The 25173-nt window shown below is 50.6% G+C and carries 25 protein-coding genes; 20 read left to right on the forward strand and 5 right to left on the reverse strand.

Annotation, left to right across the window (positions count from 1 at the left end; translation table 11 throughout):
* Positions 1 to 1140 carry a S1C family serine protease gene (locus ACFVVF_RS22210; RefSeq protein ID WP_387814375.1) on the forward strand — a complete coding sequence of 380 codons (1140 nt, stop codon included), beginning with the start codon at positions 1 to 3 and terminating at the stop codon, positions 1138 to 1140.
* Between the two features lie 107 nt (positions 1141 to 1247).
* On the opposite strand, the gene ACFVVF_RS22215 is transcribed toward ACFVVF_RS22210, so the two are convergent.
* Positions 1248 to 1991: a hypothetical protein gene (locus ACFVVF_RS22215; RefSeq protein WP_387814377.1), complete on the reverse strand. Its 744-nt coding sequence runs from the start codon at positions 1989 to 1991 to the stop codon at positions 1248 to 1250.
* 149 nt (positions 1992 to 2140) lie between these two features.
* Positions 2141 to 2752: a superoxide dismutase gene (locus ACFVVF_RS22220; protein ID WP_387814379.1), complete on the reverse strand. Its 612-nt coding sequence runs from the start codon at positions 2750 to 2752 to the stop codon at positions 2141 to 2143.
* A gap of 355 nt (positions 2753 to 3107) precedes the next feature.
* Between ACFVVF_RS22220 and ACFVVF_RS22225 the strand changes: the two genes are divergently transcribed.
* The 8 genes from ACFVVF_RS22225 to folE all read left to right on the forward strand — a co-directional run bounded on the left by ACFVVF_RS22225 (position 3108) and on the right by folE (position 7469).
* A complete protein-coding gene (locus ACFVVF_RS22225; RefSeq protein ID WP_387814381.1) occupies positions 3108 to 3530 on the forward strand; it encodes a GNAT family N-acetyltransferase in 423 nt (140 codons plus the stop codon).
* 114 nt (positions 3531 to 3644) lie between these two features.
* A complete protein-coding gene (locus tag ACFVVF_RS22230; RefSeq protein ID WP_387814383.1) occupies positions 3645 to 3956 on the forward strand; it encodes a hypothetical protein in 312 nt (103 codons plus the stop codon).
* Entirely contained in the window at positions 3884 to 4207 is a 324-nt protein-coding gene (locus ACFVVF_RS22235; protein ID WP_387814385.1) for a DUF402 domain-containing protein, read from the forward strand. Before ACFVVF_RS22230 ends, ACFVVF_RS22235 begins: the two co-directional genes overlap by 73 nt.
* Entirely contained in the window at positions 4185 to 4775 is a 591-nt protein-coding gene (gene lepB, locus ACFVVF_RS22240) for a signal peptidase I (RefSeq protein WP_387814387.1), read from the forward strand. Before ACFVVF_RS22235 ends, lepB begins: the two co-directional genes overlap by 23 nt.
* 13 nt (positions 4776 to 4788) lie before the next feature.
* Positions 4789 to 5226: a ribonuclease HI gene (gene rnhA, locus ACFVVF_RS22245; protein WP_387814389.1), complete on the forward strand. Its 438-nt coding sequence runs from the start codon at positions 4789 to 4791 to the stop codon at positions 5224 to 5226.
* Positions 5227 to 5283: 57 nt separating this feature from the next.
* Positions 5284 to 6459 (forward strand): tRNA epoxyqueuosine(34) reductase QueG, encoded by a 1176-nt coding sequence (gene queG, locus ACFVVF_RS22250; protein WP_387814391.1) that lies wholly within the window; start codon positions 5284 to 5286, stop codon positions 6457 to 6459.
* 152 nt (positions 6460 to 6611) lie between these two features.
* Positions 6612 to 6833 carry a YneF family protein gene (locus tag ACFVVF_RS22255; RefSeq protein ID WP_387814393.1) on the forward strand — a complete coding sequence of 74 codons (222 nt, stop codon included), beginning with the start codon at positions 6612 to 6614 and terminating at the stop codon, positions 6831 to 6833.
* A 42-nt stretch (positions 6834 to 6875) separates the two neighbouring features.
* A complete protein-coding gene (folE, locus tag ACFVVF_RS22260) occupies positions 6876 to 7469 on the forward strand; it encodes a GTP cyclohydrolase I FolE (protein WP_387814395.1) in 594 nt (197 codons plus the stop codon).
* A gap of 81 nt (positions 7470 to 7550) precedes the next feature.
* On the opposite strand, the gene ACFVVF_RS22265 is transcribed toward folE, so the two are convergent.
* Positions 7551 to 8642 (reverse strand): alpha/beta hydrolase, encoded by a 1092-nt coding sequence (locus tag ACFVVF_RS22265; protein WP_387814396.1) that lies wholly within the window; start codon positions 8640 to 8642, stop codon positions 7551 to 7553.
* A gap of 239 nt (positions 8643 to 8881) precedes the next feature.
* Here ACFVVF_RS22265 and ACFVVF_RS22270 point away from each other — a divergent pair, with 239 nt between their 5' ends.
* From ACFVVF_RS22270 to ACFVVF_RS22305, 8 genes are all read left to right on the forward strand, one after another.
* Positions 8882 to 9625 (forward strand): IclR family transcriptional regulator, encoded by a 744-nt coding sequence (locus tag ACFVVF_RS22270; protein ID WP_387814398.1) that lies wholly within the window; start codon positions 8882 to 8884, stop codon positions 9623 to 9625.
* A gap of 75 nt (positions 9626 to 9700) precedes the next feature.
* Entirely contained in the window at positions 9701 to 10918 is a 1218-nt protein-coding gene (gene fliB / locus ACFVVF_RS22275) for a flagellin lysine-N-methylase (RefSeq protein ID WP_387814399.1), read from the forward strand.
* Between the two features lie 135 nt (positions 10919 to 11053).
* Positions 11054 to 12364 (forward strand): amidase domain-containing protein, encoded by a 1311-nt coding sequence (locus ACFVVF_RS22280; protein ID WP_387814401.1) that lies wholly within the window; start codon positions 11054 to 11056, stop codon positions 12362 to 12364.
* A 26-nt stretch (positions 12365 to 12390) separates the two neighbouring features.
* Positions 12391 to 13506 (forward strand): D-alanine--D-alanine ligase, encoded by a 1116-nt coding sequence (locus ACFVVF_RS22285; protein ID WP_387814403.1) that lies wholly within the window; start codon positions 12391 to 12393, stop codon positions 13504 to 13506.
* A 21-nt stretch (positions 13507 to 13527) separates the two neighbouring features.
* Positions 13528 to 13845 (forward strand): hypothetical protein, encoded by a 318-nt coding sequence (locus ACFVVF_RS22290; RefSeq protein WP_042167295.1) that lies wholly within the window; start codon positions 13528 to 13530, stop codon positions 13843 to 13845.
* A 3-nt stretch (positions 13846 to 13848) separates the two neighbouring features.
* Entirely contained in the window at positions 13849 to 14874 is a 1026-nt protein-coding gene (gene uvsE / locus ACFVVF_RS22295) for a UV DNA damage repair endonuclease UvsE (RefSeq protein WP_387814405.1), read from the forward strand.
* A gap of 71 nt (positions 14875 to 14945) precedes the next feature.
* Positions 14946 to 15764 carry a sulfite exporter TauE/SafE family protein gene (locus ACFVVF_RS22300; RefSeq protein ID WP_387814758.1) on the forward strand — a complete coding sequence of 273 codons (819 nt, stop codon included), beginning with the start codon at positions 14946 to 14948 and terminating at the stop codon, positions 15762 to 15764.
* Positions 15765 to 15883: 119 nt separating this feature from the next.
* On the forward strand, positions 15884 to 16738 hold the full coding sequence (locus tag ACFVVF_RS22305) for an inositol monophosphatase family protein (RefSeq protein ID WP_387814406.1): 855 nt from the start codon (positions 15884 to 15886) through the stop codon (positions 16736 to 16738).
* 993 nt (positions 16739 to 17731) lie between these two features.
* On the opposite strand, the gene ACFVVF_RS22310 is transcribed toward ACFVVF_RS22305, so the two are convergent.
* Positions 17732 to 19363, reverse strand: a complete 1632-nt coding sequence (locus tag ACFVVF_RS22310; RefSeq protein WP_387814408.1) for a response regulator transcription factor — start codon at positions 19361 to 19363, stop codon at positions 17732 to 17734.
* A 3-nt stretch (positions 19364 to 19366) separates the two neighbouring features.
* Positions 19367 to 21160 (reverse strand): sensor histidine kinase, encoded by a 1794-nt coding sequence (locus ACFVVF_RS22315; protein WP_387814410.1) that lies wholly within the window; start codon positions 21158 to 21160, stop codon positions 19367 to 19369.
* A gap of 274 nt (positions 21161 to 21434) precedes the next feature.
* Between ACFVVF_RS22315 and ACFVVF_RS22320 the strand changes: the two genes are divergently transcribed.
* From ACFVVF_RS22320 to ACFVVF_RS22330, 3 genes are all read left to right on the forward strand, one after another.
* Entirely contained in the window at positions 21435 to 22289 is an 855-nt protein-coding gene (locus tag ACFVVF_RS22320; RefSeq protein WP_387814760.1) for an ABC transporter permease, read from the forward strand.
* Between the two features lie 15 nt (positions 22290 to 22304).
* The gene (locus tag ACFVVF_RS22325; protein ID WP_387814412.1) at positions 22305 to 23183 is read left to right on the forward strand and encodes a carbohydrate ABC transporter permease; all 879 of its coding nucleotides are present in this window, start codon (positions 22305 to 22307) and stop codon (positions 23181 to 23183) included.
* Positions 23184 to 23306: 123 nt separating this feature from the next.
* Positions 23307 to 25070: an extracellular solute-binding protein gene (locus ACFVVF_RS22330; RefSeq protein ID WP_387814414.1), complete on the forward strand. Its 1764-nt coding sequence runs from the start codon at positions 23307 to 23309 to the stop codon at positions 25068 to 25070.
* Positions 25071 to 25173: the final 103 nt, after the last annotated feature.

Here is a 25173-nt window from a genome sequence, read left to right on the forward strand (position 1 = left end):
ATGAGAAAAGCAACGTGGATCAGCATCCTTGCATCTGCTGCCGTATTGCTGGCGGGGTCAGGGGCGGCTTATGCCGTTCATACTGAGGTTCCTAAGCAGCTTACGGGCGGCCCGCTGCTGGCCGATACACAGCGCGGCAGCGCGCCAAAGTCGTTAAAGGATATTATTTATGAGACGCAAAAGCTGGTCGTTATGATTGAGACCAAGGAAGGGACGCAAGGTTCCGGTTTTCTCTATAACAATCAAGGCGATCTCATTACGAATGCGCATGTCGTGAGCGGGGTCAAAAAGGTCATTATTAAAACGGCCGACGCCAGAGAGCTGGAGGGCGAGGTCATCGGCATCAGTACAGACATCGACGTGGCCGTCGTCCGAGTTCCTGATCTTGCGGGGATGGAGCCGCTGCAGATGGTGCGCTCGGAGAAGGCGGAGGTTGGCGACGAGGTTATTGCCGTCGGAAGTCCGCTGGGATTTCAAAATACGGTCACGACCGGCATTATTAGCGGTCTGGGCCGCAGCTTCGAGATTGAGCCATATACGTACAAAGATTTGTATCAAATATCGGCGCCAATTGCGCCAGGCAACAGCGGCGGTCCATTGGTCAGCAAGCGGACGGGCGAGGTGCTGGGCATCAATTCGGCAGGCATAGAGGAGAGCTCGATCGGCTTCAGCATTCCGATCATCAACGTGCTGGAGCTGGCGGAATCTTGGTCGGCAGAGCCGATGACTACGCTGCCTGAGCTGGCTTTTACCGATGACAATGGCGTTGCACAGCAGGATGCCTCGATAAGCGAGTATGCCGGATATCTGGTTACCCACTTCTACGACAGCTTGAACAATGCTGATTATGTATATGCCTATTCACTGCTGGGCGGCAACTGGAAGCTCGGTACGAGCTATGAGGAGTTTAGAGAAGGCTATATGGGCACGCGCAACGTCGTCATTGACGATATGCATGTGACGCCCAAAGGCGATGATGAAGCGACGGTTACGGCAATCCTATCCGTTGACGAACGGGTGGACGGCGAGTATAAGCTGAGCAAGTATCAGGTGACCTATGAGGTTGGCTACGAGAACGACCAGCTGAAGCTTATTATTGGCAAAGGGAAAGCGATTTTGCAGGATAAGAAAAAATCCTGATTCCTTGCGGGATGATTCAGTTGCTTTGTGTAAAAAGAAGTGCAGTTGGAATCGTTACAGACCGGCCTATGGCGCGGTTTGCGGCGAGTTCAACTGCACTTTCTTTATTAACGATTATAACGATCTGATCCGCTATCCCCTTCATCATACACGGCTTGATTGCTCTTCTTTTTTTTGACCGAGCTGAGCGATACATCGGAAATATCAGCAAGCTCCTCGTCATCGGGACGTCCGGATGGCGCATATTGGAGCTCTAAGGTGACGCTATCGTTTAATTGAAGCGGGAAGTTCAGCAGGGTAGTCGGAATGATGCGTCCATTGAGGCGCAGTACATAGCCGATCGGCCCGCCAATCGGAATGCCGCTGACGGATTCGATGTCACCGTTGAACGAAAACTGGACGACACCTGTGGCGGCAAGCGCCTGGAAGATCGATAGTCCCGGTTGATACGGAATCCGGTAGCCTTGCGTTACGTTAGGGAAAAAGCTTCCGCCGTTAATCCATACGTTGACCGTGCCGACCGGGAAAGGTCCGGGTCCCGGTCCAGGTCCGGGGAAGGGAACGGGAAATGGGACAGGAAGCGGGAACGGAAAAGGGAAAGGCCCAGGTCCGGGCGGGAAAGGGCCATGCCCCGGCGGATGCCCAGGCGGGAAATGGCCGTGTCCTGGCGGAAATTGTCCATGCCCAGGCGGAAACCCTCCCGGTCCTGGAACAAATTGTCCCGTACCGTGTCCGTGAGGATGCATCGCTGCGGCACGTCCGCCTGGAGGAAGCATGCGCGGCCCGCCGCAGCCGCAATTACGCACTTCGCTTCCATCCAGCGTGTTAATGTATTTGTAAGTATACCTCATGCAACAGTCAGACTCCTTCGCATTGCAGATTAGGCGTTTATCCTCATCCATCATATGCGGCAGATGCCTATCCCTGTGCATGGCGCCGGATACAGAAAAAAGTGGCGCTTTCTCCTGGGAGAAAGCGCCACTTCAGTTGTTAGCGGATATTACAGAGCTGCTTCGTAGCGTTTGCCAACTTCAGCCCAGTTTACTACGTTCCAGAACGCCGCGATGTAGTCAGGGCGTTTGTTTTGGTAGTTCAGGTAGTAAGCATGCTCCCAAACGTCCAGACCAAGCAAAGGCGTTTCGCCTTCGAAGATCGGGCTGTCTTGGTTAGGCAAGCTGGATACTTTCAGTTTGCCGTCTTTCACGGAGAGCCATGCCCAGCCGCTGCCGAAACGAGTAGTTGCCGCTTTAGCGAAATCAGCTTTAAAGTTTTCGAAGCCGCCCAGCTCGCTTTCGATTGCTGCTGCAAGAGCGCCAGTTGGTGCGCCGCCGCCGTTTGGTCCGATTACTTCCCAGAACAGGGAGTGGTTCGCATGGCCGCCGCCATTGTTGCGTACAGCTGTGCGGATAGCTTCAGGAACGATTGCCAGGTTGTTGGCAAGCAGTTCTTCCAGCGATTTGTCTTGCAGCTCAGGAGCGGATTCCAGAGCAGCATTCAGGTTCGTTACATAAGCATTGTGATGACGATCGTGGTGAATTTCCATCGTCAACGCATCGATATGCGGTTCCAGTGCGTTGTTAGCATATTGCAGAGCAGGTAGTTGATGTGCCATAGTTAACAGCCTCCTAATAGTAGATATGTAGATCTCTTCAATCATTATCCCCTATCCGAGTGAATAAATCAACATTTATGTTGAAAAAGTCGGAGCTAGGTAAAAGGGCGTATAACAACATTAGAATGGCATGATTTTGAAGCATTTATGCAATAACGCGAGCTTTTCCGTCAAAACATGAGAAAACATGAAATAATATCATTGTAAGCGCTTAATATAAAGCGTTTTCAATGAATATTCGAGAATTTATTTAAAATTTTTAAGATTTTTTAAATTTTTAAGCAGGAAATCGTTTTTTCATGTCGTATTTTATATACTTGCAGCACTATGACAAGGTATAGAAGGTGTATATGTAATGAACGTTCGTTCCTTCCAGTTATCGGACTACAGACCACTAACGGCACTTCTTGAAGATGTACTAACCGAGGAGTGTTACGAGCAAACGATGGAAGCTTTTGCACGTCAATTGTCATGGGACAGTGAATTGGTACTTGTCGCTGTCGAACAGTCGGAGATTGTAGGTATGATTATCGGTACAATAGATAATAACAAAGGTTACTACTATCGTGTTGCTGTCCTTCCTAGCCATCAGCGGAGAGGAATCGGCAAGGCGCTTATCCAATCTTTGCGTCAGCGCTTCGAACAGCGTAATGTTATGAAGATCCTGATAACAGCTGACGAATACAATGAACCGGTGCTTCCGCTGTATGAAGCAATGGGCTATGCCGCGAACGATTTTTATCGTTCCTTCCAAAAATTGAGTATTATTGCAGGCTAAGCGGCTTCGTTGCTGCGAATAGCCATATGTGCAGAGCATATCTTTGCCGCCATTGCTTTTGGCGGTGAGATATGCTTTTCTATTTATATAGCAAACAAGTACGAGGAGATCGGCATGAACAAATACCGGCACTGTGTCATTAAAAGCTTTAAGCATGACGGACATTTGCACCGAACCTGGCAGCGCAATTGGCTAGTACCGAATGAGCGTCTAGCCGCCGCGCAGAGAGATGAGAATATGATAGTGCTTATCAATCGCCAGACGCCGATTCAGGAAGCTGACGGCAAGCTGTGGATTAGCCGGGTGCCGGCCGTTTCTTTTTTATCCCCGGAGAATGGTATAATGTCGTTGCATTGCTTGAGGATGCCGGCATTCGTTATTACTGTAATGTGGCGTCACCGCCGTTCATGCAAGGGGATGTATTAACCTACATCGACTATGACCTCGATGTCATTCGTACCGCAGACGGCAGCAGGCATATCGTGGATCAGGATGAGTATGAGCTGCATAAGCTTGCCTATCATTACCCGAAGAAAGTCGATGACCTGGTCTGCCAGGGGCTGAGATCGCTTCTGCTGCGTATTGACCGGGGACAAGCGCCGTTTGAGGAAAGCCAAGTGCGCGCTTATTATAAGGAATGGGACGAACAGTTTGATGAAAGCGAAAGCGAGGGATAAGCAGATGAACGTCTCCTCACCGGAAAATACGGCTCCAAAGCCCGCGTGGCTGAAAGAGCTGTGGGATTGGACGAAGACGATTGTAGTTTCTTTTGCTATCGTCATGGTGCTTCATTTGTTTGTATTTAATCTGTCGACCGTTCAAGGCCATTCCATGGAGCCTACGCTGCATGAACGAGAGTGGCTGTTTGTCAATAAACTAGTCTATATGCTGGGAAAACCGAAGGTAGGCGACATTGTCATTTTGGAAGATCCAATGTCCTATGGCGACAAAGAGGAACTGCTCGTCAAACGGGTTGTCGGCGTGCCTGGAGACCGGCTTGAAATATTTAATAAAGAGCTCTATCGCAATGGAGAGTTAGTTGAAGAAACCTATATCGATTCGGCTATTGAGGACCTGGATTTTATGCCGATTCAACTGGCAAAGGATTCTTACTTTGTCATGGGGGACAACCGGCATGCGAGGGCGAGCAAGGACAGCCGGATTTTCGGAACGGTGAAGGAATCGACCATTCGGGGAAGAGCGGATTTTATCGTGTGGCCGCTGGGCAAGTTCAAAGCTTTGTAAAGGATGTCGGCGAATGAAGGACGTTATGATCTATACAGACGGCGCTTGCTCAGGCAATCCCGGTCCGGGCGGCTGGGGCGCAGTGCTTTTCTACGGGCCTCACCGGAAAGAAATTTCCGGCGGCGAGAAGCAGACGACGAACAACCGGATGGAAATTGCGGCGGTTATCGAAGCGCTGCGGCTGTTGAAGGAGCCCTGCAAGGTGAGCGTATACAGCGATTCTGCCTATGTAGTGAATTGTTTTCAAAAGGGCTGGATTCACGGCTGGCTGCGCAACGGCTGGCGCAACAGCAAGAAGGAGCCGGTCGAAAATCAGGATTTGTGGAAAAGCTTGTGGGAGCTGATGAAGCTTCATCAGGTGACTTACATTAAGGTTAAAGGACATAGCGACAATGAATGGAATAATCGCTGTGATGAGCTGGCTCGCGGAGCGATCAAACAGCTCGCTTAGACACTTAAGCGTGCTATTAATAGAACATACAGATGTCGCAGGCAAGGAGGGATAGGGATGACAGACAAGGATCGCTGGACGCGGCTAAAGGAAGAGATGAATGAAGCGGCAAGGTCGCTTGGCATTGATAAAATCGGCATAACCTCCGCAGATCCGTTCACGTCGCTGAAGCAAATACTAATTCGTCACCGCGAGCTGGGACGCGAATCAGGCTTCGAAGAACCGGATCTGGATAAAAGGACGAATCCGGCTTTGCTCTTCGAGAATCCGCAATCGATCATAGCGATTGCCATCGCCTATCCATCCAAGCTGCATAATCCGCCGAAGTCTGAGCCTGGTGCCAGACGGGGCATCCTCGCCCGCGCTTCATGGGGTGAGGACTACCATAAAGTATTGCGTGACCGGCTGAAAAGACTGGAAGACTGGCTGCGAGAGCGGGTTCCAGAGCTGCGAGTAGAGAGCATGGTCGATACGGGGGCGTTGTCTGACCGCGCGGTTGCAGAGCGGGCAGGGATAGGCTGGGGCGCTAAAAATTGCATGATCATGTCGCATGAGCTGGGCTCCTGGATTTATCTGGGCGAGATGATTACGAATTTGCCGCTTCCGCCGGACAAGCCCGTTATAGAGGGCTGCGGCGAGTGCACGAAGTGCATTGATTCTTGTCCGACCGGGGCGTTAGTTGGCCCTGGGCAGCTTGATTCCAAGCGTTGTATTTCGTTTGTAACGCAGACGAAGGAGTTTATATCGGATGAGTTCATGCGCAAGATCGGCAACCGGCTCTATGGCTGCGATACGTGTCAGATGGTCTGCCCTATAAACCGGGGCAAGAACTGGACGCATCAGCCGGAGCTTCAGCCCGATCCCGAGCAGGTGAAGCCTTTGCTGGTTCCGCTGCTGACGATCGGGAATAAGGAGTTCAAAGAGAAGTACGGCAGCACTTCGTCGGCATGGCGCGGCAAGAAGCCGATTCAGCGGAACGCGGTTATTGGGCTGGGCAACTTCAAAGAGAAAAGCGCAGTCCCGGATTTGAAGCAGGTGCTGCGGCAGGACCCTCGCCCTGTGCTGAGAGGCACGGCCGCGTGGTCGCTTGGCCGTATCGGCGGAGAAGAGGCGGAAGCCGCTCTGCGTGAGGCGCTGCCTCTGGAGAGTGATGAAGAAGCCAAAGCTTATATTGAGCGGGCGATCGCTGTACTTGAAGCTTCCGGGGAAGCAGAAGGAACGGTAGAGATCTAATAGCGGGTGGATGACTCGTTCGAAACGGCGGATAAAGCTAGTAAAATTTACTTTTATAGCGCGGTTTGCGAAGGTTTGCTTTCCATGCTATTATAGGGGACATTATTAGACATATGAGAGTTTATAGCGGGAAAGGGCCAGGTGAATTTTGAATGGGAGTATGGGGTTATATTATTCCGATTGTAACGTTGATCGTAGGGGCGGTCGGCGGATTTTTCGGCGGCGTATTCTATTTGCGCAAGCAGCTGGAACGCATGCAAAGCGATCCGGAAATGATTCAGAAAATGGCAAAGCAAATGGGCTACAACTTGAATAAGCAGCAAATGCAGCGTGCGCAGCACATGATGAAAAATCAAAAAGCGCCGCGTAGATAATAGCGCAATTCGTGAGAGGTAGCCGGAGAGGAGAATGCGGAAATGGCGGGAAGAAAGGATTACGTCAATTCGGCTGTATCTCGTAACCGGGAGCAAATCGAGCACCACGTAAAAGAGATATTGAAGCTGATAGGCGAAGACGTGGAACGAGAGGGACTGCATGAGACGCCTGCTCGTGTTACGCGGATGTACGAGGAGATTTTTGCCGGTTATGAGGTAGAGCCTCGCGAGGTGCTGGGCGTCACATTCGACGAGCAGCATGAAGAGCTGGTCATTGTAAAAGATATTATCTACTACAGTCAATGCGAGCATCATATGGCGCCATTTTTCGGGAAGGTGCATATTGGCTATCTGCCAAGCGGCAAAATCGCCGGCTTAAGCAAATTTGCCAGACTCGTTGAGGCGATAACGCGCCGTCTGCAGGTGCAGGAGCGAATCACGACGCAAATTGCCAATGTGATGGAGGAAGAGCTTCAACCGCATGGCATTATGGTTGTTGTCGAGGGTGAGCATCTGTGCATGTGCTCGCGCGGCGTTAAAAAACCGGGCAGCAAGACGGTTACATCGGCGGTTCGCGGCGAATTCCGTTCTAATCCGGCGCTTCGCTCGGAATTTTTGTCCTTAATTAAAGAATAATCATGCAAGGCGTAAAAAAAGGACCGTTGTCCCTCCGCTCTGAGAGCGGGAGAACAGCGGTTCTTTTGTTCGGTTGCTACTTTAGACGGCATCGGAAGCGAAGGTTTGATTGACTTGGCTTAAGAACAAGGCAGCGCGTTGAATATATTCATTCGGATATTCCCGGAACAGCATCTCATGCTGGCCTTGCGGAACGATCCATGAGCGGGATAACGGATTGCTTTGCTCCGCGGCAATAGTCTCAGCTGTCTGGTAAGGCGCCTTAGCATCGCTTGTGCCGTGAATGATGTACAGCGGGATGTTATAGCCTTTGCCGTTCATAATGCGGTCAACCGGAATTTGCTTCAGGCTGGCGCCGGACCAGATTGGCATCATCGATTCAATTAAGGTCATCGACGGGAAACGCGGCAAATCTACGATTTGCTTAACGTTGTTGTACAGCGTATCCGGACTCGCGATAAACAGGCTGTCGAGTATCATCGCGTCGATCTCGTCAGTTTGCAGCGCGGCTTGCAGTGCGGTGCCTGCTCCCATTGAGAAGCCCCATACGACGATCTCTTCCGCGCCGCGGGATTTGGCGTAATCGACGGCAGCGAGCAGCTGCTGCGATTCTTCCAATCCGCCTGTAGCCGGCGCTTTATATTCATAGGATGCATAGCCGTAGTCGAAAAGAACTACATTATAGTTCAAGCTGTGCAGCAGATTCGTTAACTCATACATAGGCACCCATGTTTCTTCCCGGTTAGCCCCATAGCCGTGGCTGAATACGACGGTCCGGGTTGAAGAGACGGCCGAAGCGTTGGCAGAGGAGGCAAGCGTTACGCCATCCGAGTCGCCTGCTGCCGGAACATACCAGCCGCTGACCATCGTTTTGCCGCTGTGGCTTGGGATAACGATGTCTTCATAATCCAGCCCGATCGCATCTTTCGGATTGGACGTAAGCGGTGCTACGTAAGGGTGGGCAAGCATCCATGCAACATAACCATGAAATACGACGACGAGAAGAAAGCACATTGCGGCAATCGCAGCTGTCCACGCGGTGAGCAAATGGTAGCGCCGCGTTCTTGCTTGCGGACGCTGGCGATTCAGCAGGCCGTCAATCGGCGGAAAAGGCTGCAATACTTGGGGGAAGCCGCTTTCCAGCGGTATCGGCGTCATAACGGTTGTGCTCATGTCGTTGTCCTCCCTGCATGTTGGATGAGTGAAAACGCTTCAAAAGATCTAGTACTTTTATCGTATTCCGCTAGATTAGGCCTGTCAATTGATGTCGACGTAATGTTAAGCAGTTGTAATGATGCTGTAATGAAGTAACTTTTCTTTACGGGCAAGACAGGATTGGGGTATACTGAACGAGAATCATTTTCACTGTGCGGAACGAATGAACAGTGGTGGTCAGAGGAGGTGCGGCAAGGATGGAAGAAGGCAAATCGCATGTGCGCGCGGTTGACCGAGCGCTTGATATATTGCTTTGTTTTACGACGGGAACGAATCTGGCCATGACTGAAATTGCCGAGAAGGTCGGGCTGCATAAAAGCACCGTGCATCGGATGCTTGCTACGCTGGAGGATAAAGGCTTCGTCGAGCGGGACCCGGTTTCCGACCGTTATCATTTAGGTATAAGGGTGTGGGAGCTGTCCGCCCATTTATCCGGGAGCGATGAACCGGCTATTATCTGGCAGCCCGAAATGGAGCGGCTTCGTGATCAGTTGGGCGAGACAGTCAGCATCTATGTGCGTGACGGGCTTGAGCGGATTCGCATTCAGGCGGTGCAGAGCAATCAGCCTGTACGCCGGGTAGCGCCTGTAGGCGCAAGGCTGCCGTTATATGCGGGCGCGTCCAGCAAAGTGCTGATCGCTTATGCGGATCTTATTGTAAGGGAGCGGATCATCGGCGATCCGTCTTGGCCTTCTATTATTGATTTGGAGCAGTATCAGGAGCAGCTGGAGGAAATACTTACTCAAGGGTATGCGACAAGCTTTGAGGAGCGCGAGCCGGGCGTAGCCGCCTTGTCGGCGCCAATCTTCAACCGCAACGGCAATTTGTCTGCGGCCCTGTCCCTCTCCGGCCCGTCCAGCAGGCTGACGATTGAGATGATGCGCGAATACGCGCCTCTGCTCATGGAATCCGCCAAGCGGATGGGGACGATGCTGAGGTAATATTTTTAATGAAGTAACGGAAGCGCTATGTAATAATATTGCATAGCGCTTAAAATATATATAAGGGGGGCGAGCATGTTGGAAGCCTTGCAAACATTGACGTACCTTACACCGGAGTATATAAAGCAATTTCAATGCATTGGCTCAGCTTGCGAAGATACGTGCTGTTCACTATGGGAGATTTCAATAGACAAGGACACGTATGAGAAATATCAAAATGTTGCAGATCCAAGTTTCAAGGAATCTCTGATACAGAATATACAGACCAACAACAGCAGCTCAAATGCTGTCTCTTTTATAATGGATGAGAAGACGGGAAACTGTTCGATGCTTTGTGATGGATTATGTTCAATTCAGTCTACGCTTGGGGAACAATATTTGTCTCAAACCTGCTCTACGTATCCAAGGGTGCTCAACAATATAGGGAGTACTACTGAAATTTCCGCTCTGTTGTCCTGTCCCGAAATTTCACGCGCGTTGCTTCTTAACCCAAACGCCATGGATTTTGACAACACATTCAAACCAACAACACCGAACCTCAAGGTTGATAAGATTGCTTATAAAGAACACATCAATAAGGCAATAGATGACGTTAGACTTTTTGCGTACGATGTGATGAATGACAGGAGATTTTCCTTCCAGCATCGTCTCATTCTGCTAGGCGTTTTCTTTGATAACGCAGATGATTATCTGGAAGACGGGCAATATGCCAGAATTCCAGCTTTTATAAACGAGTTTAAGACAGAGATCGAGAATAACCTGGAACTTCGTGACTACGATGCGTTTCCGCAGGATAATGCGTTTCAATTCGAGTACTTGCATAATACACTAATGGAAAACTTAAAAGCGTTTATCTGGAATAAAAGATATACGGAATGTGTTAATTCTTACATGCGTGGAATCCAATTGAATAATACTTTGCTAGAGGATTATGTTAATACATATAAAGACTGCAAGAGCGCTTTCTTAGAAGGCTACATGAATGAGAACCCTCATGTTATGGAGAATTATATAAAAAATTATATTTATCAATATCTTGGCGGCACTGTACACAGCGGTAAAAAGTTTTTCGACTTTTATATCAAAATGGTGATGGAGTATGCACTTATCAAATTGCATTTAATTGGCATTGCGTCTGAACAAAAGGGCTTGAACGATGAGCATGTAGTAAAATTAATTCAATCCTATACAAAGAATTATAAATTCTCAGATAAGTTTATCGATATTGTATATGATAAGGTAAAAACAAACGGATATAATTCACTTGGGTATATGTCGTTATTGATTAAGTGAAATAAACCGGATTTATTCTATTAAAATGGAGAAGGCCTGCCCACGATAACTGGGCAGGCCTTCCATTTGTTAACGAATAGCCCCTCTAATTCCTTCATATAATGAACCAGCTAATGAGGATTGGGAGGGATAGCTATGTCTTCGCGAACGGTCAAGCAAGGAACGGGCGGCCGCATCGACCGGCAGCCGAAGCAGCCGTTGTTGAGAGGGACGGCTGCGAATCAATCACCGCCGTCGCCAGTCTCGCCGCAGTTGCAACCGCAACCGCAGCAGCAAGCCAAGCCGGTGAAGCCGCAGGCCAAGCAGGCTAAGGTGTCTGCGGACAAACAAGTGATGGCTGCTGCCGATCAGAGGGCAGCTTCCAAACTAACCTCTCTATTGCGCTCTTCGGATTATATCGCTGGCAGCCGGGATCGCCATGACGGCTGGAAATCGGCAATTCATCAATATGTCAGCCTGTACAATCAAGCAGAGACGGAGCAGCATGTTGCTGCTATTGACGATTATGTATCTGACCGGGATCACTGCTCAAGACTGCATGGCAGGCTGGAGCGGCTGCGCCAGCGGGATTTGCTGCGCGGCTGCTTGCCTTCCCGAGGTGAGACGAAGGCGGAGCTTGTACGCGTGAACGAATCGGCTGCTGAAGTTTCCGTTCTAGTGAAGCTGCATATCAAACGACAGATGGAGCAGTCGGGACTCTACTATATCGAGGAAAGAACGGAATCCGAGCGTATATGGCTTGCCCAGTCCGGAGGGTATTGGCAAATTGTCCGCATTGAGCCTGTCATCGGAGAGAGACGGCCTCGCTTTGGCATCTCTGAATATGCGAACGGATTTGAGGAAGCGGAAGATTATATGGCAGAGGGCAATTCGCTCGTCCGTTCGACGCCTTTTCTCAATTACGAGCTGTTTCCGCAGTTGAAGCACCGGCAGGCTGGCATTCCTTACAGGAGGGATTTGGCAGCCGCTTATGCGGATCAGTGGTGGAATCAGCCGAACCCTGCCTACGAGGAATTTGAGGTGAATTGCACCAACTATACTTCGCAGGCGATCTTTGCAGGCAATGGCCCAATGAACTATACTGGTAAAAGAAGCAGCGGCTGGTGGTACAAAGGCCGCAATAAAGGCGGCGAGTGGTGGAGCTACAGCTGGTCGGTATCGAATGCGCTGGCTAATTATTTGACTGCGCCCCGCAGCTCAGGTATGCGCGGCAGCGTCGTACAATCAGCGGAGGAGCTTCAGCTTGGAGACATAATAACGTATGACTGGAACGGTGATAGACGCTTTGAGCACAGTACGATCGTGACGGCTTTCGATGCGGCGGGCATGCCGCTTGTTAACGCCAATACAGTGCCGAGCAGGCATCGCTACTGGGATTATCGGGATTCCTACGCGTGGACGGAACAAACGAAATATCGTTTTTTTCATATTGCGGACCTATTATAAAAAATATAGAATCCGGAGGAGCGTCCATGGGGAAGAAAGTGCATGTAGGACTCGTTTACGGGGGAAAGTCTGGCGAGCATGACGTATCGCTTCAAACGGCATTTGCGGTAGCAGGGGAGTTTGATTATGCTAAATACGAAATCACCCCCTTTTATATAACGAAGCTTGGCGAATGGAGACAGGGACAGCTTCTGAATGCCAAGCCGGGCAGCATCAGCGAGCTGAAGCTGACGGCTGCACAGTGTGCAGTCCCGGCCGGGTTTCCGCTTGCCCCGCTTTTTGAACAGTTGGGAGCGGGGACGGCCGCGGCAGGCATTTCGCCAATTGATGTTGTTTTCCCGCTGCTCCACGGTACATTTGGCGAGGACGGGACGATTCAGGGGCTGCTGGAAATGGCGAATATTCCATACGTGGGAGCCGGTGTTCTTGCTTCCGCAGTTGGCATGGACAAGATCACGATGAAAAAGGTGTTCGCTTACGAGGGGCTGCCGCAATGCGTCTTCCGCTACTTTAACCGGACGCAGTGGGAGAAGGACTCCGCTTTTTTCATTATGGAGGTCGAGGTCTCGCTTGGTTATCCTTGCTTTATCAAGCCGGCCAATCTCGGTTCCAGCGTCGGCATATCCAAAGCGAAAAATCGCGAGGAGCTGATTGCCGCCGTCGATCATGCCTTCCGGTTCGACCGCAAGGTCGTCATCGAGGAGTTCGTTGACGCCCGTGAGATCGAAGTAAGCGTGCTGGGCAATGACGAGCCTAAGGCTTCCGTGCCGGGTGAAATTGCGCCGTCCAACGAATTTTACGATTATAAAGCGAAGTATATCGACGGAAAGTCAACGATACAGATTCCAGCCCTGCTGCCATCTGGTGTAACGGAAACTATTCGTGAAATGGCGGTTCAAGCTTTTCTGGCAATTGACGGGTCAGGGTTGTCCCGCGTCGACTTTTTCTTGCGCAAATCGGATGGACAGCTGTTTATTAACGAGGTAAATACGCTGCCGGGCTTCACTCCTTTCAGCATGTATCCGCTGATGTGGAAGGAAACCGGATTGCCGTACCGGGAGCTGCTGGATAAGCTGATCGAACTTGCGTTCAAGCGTTATGCCGACAAGCAGAGCATCGATTACGGCGGAAGCGGCAATTAACATTAGAGGAGGAAGCATGAGATGGGTTTTGCAACAGAGTTTAATTCCGTGTGTAAATTTAAATCAGAGCAAGAGCTCTATGAATTGTTGGAATATGGTCGGGGTAAAATGGTAAAGAACGGCTTCCGGGTCTTTCCAACCGGTCAGAAGGTTATTGCTTATACACCAAATAACGAAGCGATTGCGATTGTCCGCATTCTCGCTTCGATTGCCGAAATTAACTTTCAAGGCGATGAGGTTACCGAGGTTGAAATGGAGCTTGTAAGAAAGCTGACGGAGGAAGAGTCGCGGATCCAAACGGCGCTTGCTTTTGAGATGTTTTTCGGAGAGCGTGCCTAGCGGATGATTGTCAGATTCGGATTTGTCGCTATGAGCTTATTGCTTGAGAACGCTTCGCCTTCCCGCACGATGACCTATACCAATTTCGCCAAGCTGCCTGACCGGGAAGCGGGAATACGCAGGCTTGAACAAATCGCCAAAGATAATTTGCACAATACGCTGCGTATTTTGAAGCATGCTGCAGCGCATGATATCCGGCTGTACCGGCTTACCTCCAAAATCATTCCTCTAGCAACTCATAACGGATTGGCGGATTGGAATCCGTATCCCGAGCTTCAGCCTTCTTTTGCCGAAGTGGGTGAATATGTGCAAAAAGCAGGGATTCGGGTTTCGTTTCATCCCGATCATTTTTGCGTATTCAGTACGCCTCGTCCAGAAGTGCTGGTTAACTCAGAGAAGGACCTGGACTACCATGTGCGTATGATTGAAGCGATGGGTTTGCCGGAGACGGTGAAGAACAATATTCACATTGGCGGGGCATACGGCGACAAAGCTGTCGCCGGGGAGCGCTTCGTGCGTCAGTTCGGGGCGCTTGAGCAGCGGCTCCGCAACCGGGTCACGCTTGAGAACGACGATAAAACGTTCAATGTTGTAGAGACGCTTGAAGCAGCGGAAGCTGTTGGCGTGCCTATGGTCCTGGACATTCATCACCATGATTGCAATGACGGCGGAATTTCGCGGGACGAGCTTGCCGGGGAGCTATGGCAGCGGATCTTGGGCACCTGGAGGCGTGAAGCGGACAGGCTGGGCTGGGACGCGGTGCAAGGCGCTGATGCGCTGCCGCCAAAAATCCATGCGTCAAGCCCTAAGAACGAATCGGAACGAAGAAGCCATGCCGACGGCGTAGAAGCTAGGCCTTTGCTCCGCTTTTTGCAGGAGATTGCAGGCTCAACGAGTCGGGTGGATTGCATGCTGGAGGCGAAGCACAAGGATGCGGCGCTGCTGAAGCTAATGGAAGATATGAAGGAACTGGAGGCGCTCGGTGAGGGCGTCCGTGTAATCGACGGCGGCAGTATTGAAGTGCTGTAGCTATTTCGTTTTATTGGATTTAGTGTTGAATGATGTGTGAGGTGTAAGCAGAAAGCGGGGTATTGAAGTTGCTGGAATGGATATTGCTTGTCCTGCTAGGCGTAGTTGCAGCTATGTTCGGCAGCATCGTTGGCCTTGGAGGCGGCATTGTTATTGTGCCGGCGCTTATGCTTCTTGGACCGCAGCTTACTGGCGGAGAGATTGATCATGCAACTGCAGTGGGCACCTCGCTGACGATGCTTATCGTCACTGCACTGGCGTCAACGCTGAGCTATGCGAAGAAGAAAATCGTTGATTTTCGCAGCGGGCTCCTGCTATTTATAACTAGCGGACCCGCCGCCTTAATTGGCTCGGCATTGACAGGGAAGCTTCAAGGTGCAGCTTTCTCCTTAAGCTTCGGTGTTTTTATGCTGCTTATGGCGGGACTCCTTATCGCTCGTGATTATATGAAACCGGTTACGCGGCAATGGCCGATTGAGCGTACGATTACGGATGCGTCTGGACAAGTCCATACCTATGGCTACGGACTGCTGCCACTGCTGCTTATTGGCTTCGCCGTCGGTTTAATATCTGGATTGTTCGGTATCGGCGGAGGCTCCTTGTTCGTGCCGGTTATGGTGCTGCTGTTCCGTTTTCCGCCGCATCTGGCGACGGCAACATCAATGTTCGTTATCTTTTTATCATCTATACTGGGCAGCGGCATGCACGGCTGGCTGGGAGAGATTCATTATTGGCTGCTATTGGCGCTGGTGCCGGGGGCTTGGGTTGGCGGCAAGCTTGGCGCTTTGGTGGCAGGACGCATGAGCGGGAAGAAGCTGCTGTGGCTGCTTAGGATTACACTGCTTCTGCTCGCTTGCCAGCTGATTATCGAGGGATGGATGGAGCTATAGCCCGTTTCCATCCCTCAGCGGGACATATTACGAAACTTTTAAGGCCTCATCTCGTATTTCTATACGATAACTATTATTTTTTCAATTATTCAGACAAGTAGAAGGTAGTGTGATGCACAGTGAGCGATCAGCAGGATGCAGCCGTTATCGGCAGCAAAAGCTTTACTGCCGTAGCGATTAACTGCGCGGCAAAGGCTGGCGAATGGATTAAGACAAAGCTAGGAAATTATGAGAAACTTGATATAAAATACTCCTCGACCGACCTTGTAACGGAAGTGGACAAAGGGTCGGAGACGCTGATTAAGCGGCTAGTACTGACCCATTTTCCGCATCATTCCTTTCTTGGTGAAGAGGGCGTTGAACCGGGACCTGAAGCTTCGGCCCGCGCGCTTGAATCCAAGCTGGAGAATGAATATTTGTGGATCGTCGATCCAATCGACGGCACGACGAACTTCGTACATGGCTTTCCGTTTTTTGTCGTGTCGATAGCGCTTGCTTATCGGGGAGAAGTCATTGTTGGTGTCGTATACGATCCGATGAAGGATGAGCTGTTCCTGGCGGAGAAGGGCAAGGGTGCGTACGTTCACGGCAAGCGAATGAAAGTATCCGGTGAGGATACTTTGAGTAGCAGCCTGGTGGCAACCGGCTTTCCGGCAGATCAGCAATATGCGCTGCCATTGAATATGAAGGGCCTTCAGGCCGTTGCGCCGCAAGTGCGCAATATCCGTTCCGGCGGTTCGGCGGCGCTGCATATGGCGTACGTAGCTGCTGGAAGACTGAGCGGCTTCTGGGAAATTGGGCTGAACAGCTGGGACCTGGCAGCAGGTTCGCTGCTCATTCAGGAATCAGGCGGCACGGTTACCGATTCGCTCGGGCAGCCGTACCATCTAGGTGTCCGCAACGTAGTCGCATCTAACGGGTTGATCCATGACGAGCTTGTCGGAGTTTTGGACAAGGCCGAAGCGACGGTATAGTTGGAGAGTAAGGAACAGGCATGGTGCAAGTGAAATGCAGCCCCCACGTTTGAAATAAACGTGGGGGCTTTTTGATTTAAGGAGATGTATGTAAATTGTCATTGGCGGCTAGTAGAGAGCTGGCTCGTACGGAAAAGAACTCAAGGCAGCTTGTAGCAGGCCAAGTTACTCAAAGGACTCAAAGGACTCAAAGGACTCAAAGGACTCAAAGTAACTCAAAGTAACTCAAAGTAACTCAAAGTAACTCGAAGTAGCTCGAAGTAACTCGAAGTAGCTCGAAGTAACTCAAGAATGTTCAAAAACCTCAAAGTAACCAAAGCGCCTCCAGTAACCAGATCTCTTCGTTACGCGGCTTGTGGAGCGATAACTCGAGCTCGGAGGGGGATTTGACTGACTGTATGCGGTAACGAAAGCAATTTCGTTGTTAGCCGCTCTTTTTTCCTTATTTTCTGGCCGATGGAGCCGTATTTGAGCGAATTTGTCCATATAAGTGACATTTTTTCTTTATAAGGAAATGAAATGCCGCGCTTATGAACTTTTTTACCTTAGGTCGTCAAATTCCACTTTCGGCTAAGGGAATAAGGAAATTACTTACTTAACAGCGAAATTGGGCACCTGAGCAGCCCACTAGCCTCTAAATAGCTTAGTTGGTTACTAAACTTGGTCGTGCCTAGCGACAGCCAGCATCATCATGCCATTCAGCATTGCCATCATGCGAGCGTGCCGGCACGTCACCATCATGCAACCAGCATCCCAGCATGCAGCATCCTAGTCAGTATGCTCCTGTCAGTCGGCATGCCAGTGTGCCAGCACGTCACCATCATGCAACCAGCATCCCTGCCATGCATCATCCTAGACATTCTGCTCCTGTCAGTCGGTATGCCAGCGTGCCAGCACGTCACCAGCATCATGCCATTCAGCATCCCAGCATACATCACGCCAGTCAGGATGCATCATCCCAGCATCCCGACCAACCAACAACAAACTGCAGCCCTACTGCAGTTTGTTCCGGTACTCCTGCGGCGTGAGGCCGTAGTGTTTTTTGAACAGCTGGATGAAGTAGCTGGGTTTCTGGTAGCCGAGCATTTGCGAGATTTCATAGATCTTCTCGTCCGTTTGGGACAACAGCTGTGCTGATTTCTCCATTCGGGCGCGGAGCATGAATTCGCTGATGCCTTCGCCGGTTTCAGTCTTATAGATTTTGGACAGATAGGATGGATTCAAGAACACATGGGACGAAATCGAGTGTAGGGAGGCATTCTCCAGATGTTCGTGAATATACTCCTGCACTTTGCGGATGATACCGGAACGGGAATCCTTTTCCTCGGTACTGACGGACGTTTTATAGTTTTCGATGATGCGGTAAGCCCATGTTCGCAGCTCGTCAACGGCGGTAATCGGCCGCTCGTTGGCAAACGCGTGGAAGTCGTCGCCGATCGTGTCGGACAGCCATTGCTTGTTTTTGTGGACGAGGGCGGCAAGCGTTGCGGCGATGGTGAAATAGGTTTCCAGTACATGCTCCTGGGAGTCGCGCCAATCTGTCTCCAGCTCGTGGAAAATCGTATCCAGCTTGCTGCGCGCCGCATCCCACTGACCAACCTCTAGCAGCTGGAGGATGGTCGGCGGGCGATGCAGCTCGTTGATTAGTTGAGGAGCGCCGCCGCGGGCAGGCTCCTTGGCGAGTGAGATATATAGATCCTTCTCGCCGCCGATAAAGTGGCGGAAGTTCGTAATCGAAGCTTGATAGAGCGGCGCTGCCTCGGCCGGAAACAAACCGGATTTGCTCGTCAGGACGGAGATGCCGACACGTAAATACGATTTGACGACATGCTGGAGTTGGAACGCTCTCCGCTCGATCCATTCTTCCACGCTCTCAGTCGTACTGACTTCAGCCGTACTTTTTGCTTGCAGCAGGCAAACGAGAAAACCATGTGTATCCTTCGCATGCCAGAGATGCAGCTGCTCTCCGAAAACCTCCTCCGCCATATTGGCTAAGGCATAGTCAATCAGTGCTTCGCTTTCGCCGCCTTCATACAGCTTTTCGCTGTCGTCCAGCCGCAGCAGCATAATGTGGACCGGAATGCCCTCGCGGAACGGAATTTCATACATCGTAAGCTTCGGCATCAGCCGCAGCGGCTCGGCAGACTGCTTGCCGCTCAGCAGATCCAGAAGCATATACTCGCGAAGCTTAGGCAATTGCTCCCGCAACGAATACATCGCGCGCTGGACGGAGCTGATCTCCTGCCACTCTCGCTCCAGATCGCCGATTGCTTTGCGCACAGCCCCAATTAATTCATCGTCTGAAGCCGGCTTAAGCAAGTAATCGCTGGACTGCAGCTGCAAAGCCTGCTTCGTATATTCGAAGTCCGAATAACCGGATAGAAGAATGCATTTGGTATGCTTCCAATTCCGTTTGACTTCCCGAATCAGCTCCAGACCAGACATGCCAGGCATCCGGATATCGGTAATGATGACATCGATCGGCTGTTCATTCATAATGTCCAGCGCTTCTTGCCCGGAATACGCTTTATAGACATTCGTAATTCCGGCTTCCCCCCATGGAATCATATCCGCCAGATCATCTGCCAAAATAGACTGGTCATCGATAATGAGCAACTGTCGCATGTCCTATTCCTCCTTTGATTTTCCGCCGTTCGCATGAGCCTCGGCTGCGGCTGCAATGGAAGCGGCAGCTTCCCTGACGATATCTGGTTCATTCGGCCAATAGAGCTCGACAGCGACCCCGCCTTCATCCCTTTGCAAAATGCGAAGGCCGGCTTCCTGTCCGAATTGCAGCAGCATACGCTGCCGGGTATTCCATAACGCGCAGCCCTTGTCCTCCGTAGGCGGCATGGACATTTGCTGGCGCAGCTGCTGCAGCTTTTCGTCACTGACGCCAATTCCGTTGTCGATGACGGAGATAATGTTGTAGCGGTCATTTTGCGAGCCGATGATCCGAATATCGCCTTCGCCAACCGGCTCAATACCGTGGATCACCGCGTTTTCTACGAGCGGCTGAAGAATAAGCCGCGGCAGCTCCAGCTCCGCCATTGCTTCTGGCACTTCAATACTGAAGCGCAAATCCTGAACGTTCATTGATTGAATCGCCAGATAGCTCTGGACAAGGTCAAGCTCCTCGCGAAGGAAAGCGGCCTGTTTCTCCGAACGTGTTGTATACCGGTAGTAGCGGCTCAAGTGCAGCGCTAGATCCATAACGGATTCTTTCTTGCCAAGGCGGGTCAAGCTGCGGATCAACGTAAAGCAGTTGTATAGAAAATGCGGATTGATTTGCGATTGCAGTTGCTTCAAGTTGGCGTCTCTGGAGCGAATTGTCTCCAGATAGACATTTTGGATCAGCGTCTCGATCTGTGCGGCCATATCGTTGAAGCTGACGAGCAGGAAGTGAAACTCGTTATTCGGCCGGAAGACGTTCAGCTTCGGATACTCGCCCTTTTTCAGCTTTTTCACGCCGCGTACGAGCTCCCGGATCGGCACCTGCACATTGGTATAAAGCACATAGGCGGCAATCGTGCTTCCGATTAATAGGAAGAAGATTGAAATGTAGAAGAGCAGACTGTTCGTTGTAATCGGGCGAACGACGTCGTCGATTGGCAAGTAGTCGAAGAGGTACCAGCCAAGCTCCGGCATCCACACGCTGCTTACCGTATATTCGACTCCGTTCAGCTTGACGCGTTCATACTGCCGATGCGAGAGCGATTTGAGCTCGACATGAGAGAGAAGCGCAGACTGCAGCTCTTTATCGGAGCCTTTGACGGACAGAATCTGATAGTCTTCGGAGACAAAGCTGGCATCTCCCTTGCCGCCTTGCTTGAAACGATCAAGCGCTTTCACAAGCTCGTCCGCCGCGAAGCTGACCTCGACGATCAAGCCTGCTTTGCGGGCCGTACTGTCGAAAGGCTCTGTAATAAAGCGGACGAAGCGGGGCTGACCCCGATAATAGGGAGCGACGACATTGGTATATTTCCATACGCGTGAATAATTGCTGTCAACCAGATTGGCATTGTATTCGAGATAAGTATTAGTCGATACGAAGGTTTTGGTCGCTGGGGCATAAATGCTGATGGTCGTATCCCAGGCTGAAGAGGCATTAATTAAACGAAGCTTGTCGTTGACGCGAAGCTTCTCATCGGTCTGCTCGTATAGGGAAGCGATTTCGATAAATTCCAGGTTGCGAACGTTGATGTCCTCGCTGATGATGAGTCCGCTTTTCGCCAGCTGGGAGGCAGTTTCGTCAGTTTTGGCCGCAAAATAGGACAAGTCCTTATACATCGATTTCTCGACCTCGTTCATCACGACATCGAGGCTTGTCCGGTTGGAAAACCAATAGAGCACGATGATGGGAATCAGCAGCATGACGATCAGTCCCATTACTTTTGTAAACGTATTCACACGAAGCGACATTGCCGCTCTCCTCCTCTTATCGATTGAGATAGAGACAAATAATTGGGTATCGTTCTAAAATGTTTGGCGCAGACGAGCGAATTTCCAGATTGCTATACTTACTATACAGCATGTTAATTGTCTGTCAATGAACAAAAAAGAGTATGCGGAGAGGAACGTGGGAATGGAAACAACAGTAAAGGAGACCAGCGGCAAGCAGGGCCACGGGCGGCAAGAATCCGCATGGAGCAAAGGGTGGAAAGGATTTCTGAGACGAACATGGCCGCTTCATTTAATGCTGCTGCCAGCAGTGCTTATCCAGCTCGTGTTTGCCTATGTGCCGCTCGGCGGACTCATAATCGCTTTCCAGGATTATAAGCCCCAGCTGCGGTTCGGCTCGCCTTGGGTAGGGCTTGACCATTTCAAATTTATGTTCGAATATCCGGACAGCAAGCAGGTTATTATCAATACCGCGCTGATTGCCGGGTTAAAAATGATTTTCAACATCGTCGTGCCGTTCTCGTTTGCGCTTCTTCTCAATGAGGTGCGGATCAATCCGTTCAAGCGGACGGTCCAGACGTTAGTATATTTGCCTTATTTTATTTCATGGGTATTTCTCGGCGGCATTCTTAACGACATGCTCTCCTCCGACGGCATCGTCAATACGCTGCTTCACAACTGGTTCGGAATCGAATCGATTCTGTTTCTGGGCGACGGCAACTGGTTCCGGTTTACCGTTATTCTCAGTGACGTGTGGCAGCAGTTCGGATTCGGCACCATCGTCTATTTGGCAGCGCTTGCGGGGGTTAACCCGGCTCTGTACGAGGCGGCCGAGGTGGATGGCGCGAACCGGTGGAAGCAGACGATCAACATTACGATTCCATCGCTTGTACCGATTGTTATCGTTGTAGGGACGCTGGCGCTGGGCAACATTTTGAACGCAGGCTTTGACCAGATATTCAACCTGTACACGCCGCTTGTCTATGACAAAGGCGATATTATCGATACGTTCGTCTATCGGACCGGTATTCTGAACGGGCAGTACAGCTTCAGTACAGCTGTCGGCATTTTCAAATCGCTTGTCGGCTTCGTTCTAATCGTTGTGGGCTACCGCTTGGCCTATAAACTGGCGGATTACAAAATATTCTAGAAGGAGGCTCCAGACTTGTACCATAAAACAGTAGGCTATAAGATGTTCTCGGTGCTCAACTATTTCATCCTGGCGGCTGCGGGCCTTCTATGCGTCCTGCCGATCGTTCACATTCTGGCCATCAGCTTCAGCGCCAGCGCTCCGGCCAATGCCCATCTCGTCGGCCTGTGGCCGGTAGATTTCAATCTTGAATCGTATACGAAAACGATGAACAATCCGAACTTCCTGCGCGCCTTCTGGATCGCAATCGGCAGAACGATTCTTGGAACGTTCATCACGATGAGCGTCATCACGCTGGCGGGATACGCTTTGTCCAAGGACAATAGAATTTTTAAAAGCCGCTCCAAATACGCTTGGTATTTCGTATTTACGATGCTGTTCAATGGCGGGATCATCCCGTCTTACATTCTCATTCGCGAGCTTCATATGATGAACACGATCTGGGCGCTCGTATTGCCAGGCGCAGTGTCGGTCTTCAATATGATTCTGCTGATGAACTTCTTCCGGGCTACGCCTAAAGAGCTGGAGGAGGCTGCATTCATTGACGGAGCCGGACATTTCTCGATTCTGTTCAAGGTCTACATGCCGCTGGCGATGCCGGCCATTGCGACCATCTCGCTGTTCACCATCGTTGGCAACTGGAATGCTTGGTTCGACGGGCTGCTCTATATGACCGACTACCGCAAATATCCGCTCGCTACATTTCTGCAGACGATCATCGTACAGCAGGATTTCAGCAAGCTGAATCCGGACGTTAACGAGCTGAAAAACATTTCGCAGCGGACTGTTAAAGCAGCGCAAATTTTTATCGGCATTATTCCGGTGCTTGTCATTTACCCGTACCTGCAAAAATATTTCGTAAAAGGAATTGTGCTAGGCGCTGTAAAAGAGTAGAAATAAGAAGATAACAAATTAGCATCACACTCAAAAAAATGGTATTTATAAAAAAATAATCCAGTTCTATAGTTAGGTTAGAGCGTTGCTAAAGCGTTCTCATTAATTTACGGGGGGAAAAAAATGCGCAACTCATGGAAAAAGGTTTTGCTCTTATCGCTGGTTACCGTTCTGGCATTTACGCTTGCTGCTTGTTCAGGATCGAATACGAACAACAAGCCAAGCAATAGTCCGACTGCGGCACCGACGGAGGGCACAGATAACGGAGCAGCAGCTACGGACAGCGGCGTAGACGCAACAGGCTGGGACGGTTCGAAATATACGACACCGATTACCCTTTCGACAGTGAAAGGCATCGGCACCAACTACTTCTTCAAAAACGGCGAGACGATGGAAAACAACGTCCTGCACACTTATATGAAAGACAACCTTGGCATCGACGTGAAGTACGACTGGGTCGTAACGGACACGAATGACGCTTACAAAACCAAGCTGCGCCTCATGCTTTCCTCGGGCGAGAAAATGCCGGATGTCGTCACCTACCGCGGCGACTTGGAAACGGTCAACATGCTGATTGACTCCGGTCAATTCATGGATGTAGGCGAATTGTTCGATCAATACGCCGGCGACAAATACAAGCAAGCCGTAGACTTGAATGCCGACACTTGGCTGCCGGTTGTACGTGACGGCAAGCGGATGGCGCTTCCAGTACTCGACTATGCGTACAATGACGACATGGTGCTCTGGCTCCGCCAGGACTGGATGGATAAGCTGAACTTGCAGGCTCCGAAGACGGTAGCGGATCTGGAAGTGATCATGGATGCTTTCGTGAATCAGGATCCTGACGGCAACGGCAAAAAAGATACGATCGGTTTGGCGCTTGGCTTTAAAAACACGTTCCTGAACTGGATGAGCGATGTAAGCTGGCTGTTCGGCGCTTACGGAACAATGCCAGGCCAATGGAATAAAGGCGCAGACGGCGCGCTCGCATACGGCTCCATCGATCCAGGTGCTAAACAAGCTCTCGCAACGCTGAAAACATGGATGGATAAAGGCTACATTTCCAAAGATTCCGGCTTGAAAGACGATGTATCCGGTTCTGAGTTCTTCACGAAGGGTCAAGCAGGCGCAATCGTCGGCAGAAACTGGCTGCCAGACTGGCCGTTTGGCGATTTGATCAACAACGTGCCAGGCGCGAAATACAAAGCATACCCGATTCCTGCAGGACCAGACGGCAAAATTGGCGCGCAAAGCGGCAACCCGTCGGTTAACGGCTGGATGCTGGTGAACAAAAACGCAAAAAATCCTGAAGCTCTTATTCGTTACTACAACTTCTTCTTCGACAACTGGGCGAACCCTGAAAAAGGCAGCACGTTCGAGAACGGCTTTGCAGAGGGCTATGACTGGGCGAAATTGCCGGACGGCACGATCACGAAGGAGCCGGAAAAATACCCGGATTTGTTCCCGGACTATGCCGACCGTACGCACCTTGTAGAGCCAATCTATTACTCGTTGACATTTGAAGGTGCACGTATCCCGTCGCTCTATGCAGATACGATGATCAAAATCGGCAACGGCGAAGCGCCAACTACGCCATATGAGGCGCAAACGGCCGCAGTTCGTAAACCGGAAAACGTAGACGCAATGAAGATTGTGATGGAGCAAAAGGACATTCGGATGAAAAACTACTTCCAAGGTCCATTGACGGAAACGATGAAACAGAAAAACGAGCTGTTGAACAAACTGCTTAACCAAACGTATTCGAAAATCATTTATGGCCAATCGCCAATTGATGAATTCGATAAAATGGTTGAGAACTGGAAGAAATCGGGCGGCGAGCAAATTACGAAAGAGGTTAACGACTGGTTCGCATCCGCTTCGAAATAATCCAATGAATCTAGCGCGTTGAACAAAGGAAAAGGAATGCCTGCATCTTTAGCAAGGGCATTCCTTTTCTGTTGCGCGGATTTATTAAAGCCATTAATTGTTA

Source organism: Paenibacillus sp. NPDC058174 (genome assembly GCF_042883865.1).
Taxonomy (GTDB): domain Bacteria; phylum Bacillota; class Bacilli; order Paenibacillales; family Paenibacillaceae; genus Pristimantibacillus.

Bases quoted from the DNA above. Each gene is read 5' to 3' on its own strand.
- ACFVVF_RS22210 (WP_387814375.1), top strand. From the start codon at position 1: ATGAGAAAAGCAACGTGGATCAGCATCCTTGCATCTGCTGCCGTATTG.
- ACFVVF_RS22215 (WP_387814377.1), bottom strand. From the start codon at position 1,991: ATGAGGTATACTTACAAATACATTAACACGCTGGATGGAAGCGAAGTG.
- ACFVVF_RS22220 (WP_387814379.1), bottom strand. From the start codon at position 2,752: ATGGCACATCAACTACCTGCTCTGCAATATGCTAACAACGCACTGGAA.
- ACFVVF_RS22225 (WP_387814381.1), top strand. From the start codon at position 3,108: ATGAACGTTCGTTCCTTCCAGTTATCGGACTACAGACCACTAACGGCA.
- ACFVVF_RS22230 (WP_387814383.1), top strand. From the start codon at position 3,645: ATGAACAAATACCGGCACTGTGTCATTAAAAGCTTTAAGCATGACGGA.
- lepB (WP_387814387.1), top strand. From the start codon at position 4,185: ATGAAAGCGAAAGCGAGGGATAAGCAGATGAACGTCTCCTCACCGGAA.
- rnhA (WP_387814389.1), top strand. From the start codon at position 4,789: ATGAAGGACGTTATGATCTATACAGACGGCGCTTGCTCAGGCAATCCC.
- queG (WP_387814391.1), top strand. From the start codon at position 5,284: ATGACAGACAAGGATCGCTGGACGCGGCTAAAGGAAGAGATGAATGAA.
- ACFVVF_RS22255 (WP_387814393.1), top strand. From the start codon at position 6,612: ATGGGAGTATGGGGTTATATTATTCCGATTGTAACGTTGATCGTAGGG.
- folE (WP_387814395.1), top strand. From the start codon at position 6,876: ATGGCGGGAAGAAAGGATTACGTCAATTCGGCTGTATCTCGTAACCGG.
- ACFVVF_RS22265 (WP_387814396.1), bottom strand. From the start codon at position 8,642: ATGAGCACAACCGTTATGACGCCGATACCGCTGGAAAGCGGCTTCCCC.
- ACFVVF_RS22270 (WP_387814398.1), top strand. From the start codon at position 8,882: ATGGAAGAAGGCAAATCGCATGTGCGCGCGGTTGACCGAGCGCTTGAT.
- fliB (WP_387814399.1), top strand. From the start codon at position 9,701: ATGTTGGAAGCCTTGCAAACATTGACGTACCTTACACCGGAGTATATA.
- ACFVVF_RS22280 (WP_387814401.1), top strand. From the start codon at position 11,054: ATGTCTTCGCGAACGGTCAAGCAAGGAACGGGCGGCCGCATCGACCGG.
- ACFVVF_RS22285 (WP_387814403.1), top strand. From the start codon at position 12,391: ATGGGGAAGAAAGTGCATGTAGGACTCGTTTACGGGGGAAAGTCTGGC.
- ACFVVF_RS22290 (WP_042167295.1), top strand. From the start codon at position 13,528: ATGGGTTTTGCAACAGAGTTTAATTCCGTGTGTAAATTTAAATCAGAG.
- uvsE (WP_387814405.1), top strand. From the start codon at position 13,849: ATGATTGTCAGATTCGGATTTGTCGCTATGAGCTTATTGCTTGAGAAC.
- ACFVVF_RS22310 (WP_387814408.1), bottom strand. From the start codon at position 19,363: ATGCGACAGTTGCTCATTATCGATGACCAGTCTATTTTGGCAGATGAT.
- ACFVVF_RS22315 (WP_387814410.1), bottom strand. From the start codon at position 21,160: ATGTCGCTTCGTGTGAATACGTTTACAAAAGTAATGGGACTGATCGTC.
- ACFVVF_RS22320 (WP_387814760.1), top strand. From the start codon at position 21,435: ATGCTGCTGCCAGCAGTGCTTATCCAGCTCGTGTTTGCCTATGTGCCG.
- ACFVVF_RS22330 (WP_387814414.1), top strand. From the start codon at position 23,307: ATGCGCAACTCATGGAAAAAGGTTTTGCTCTTATCGCTGGTTACCGTT.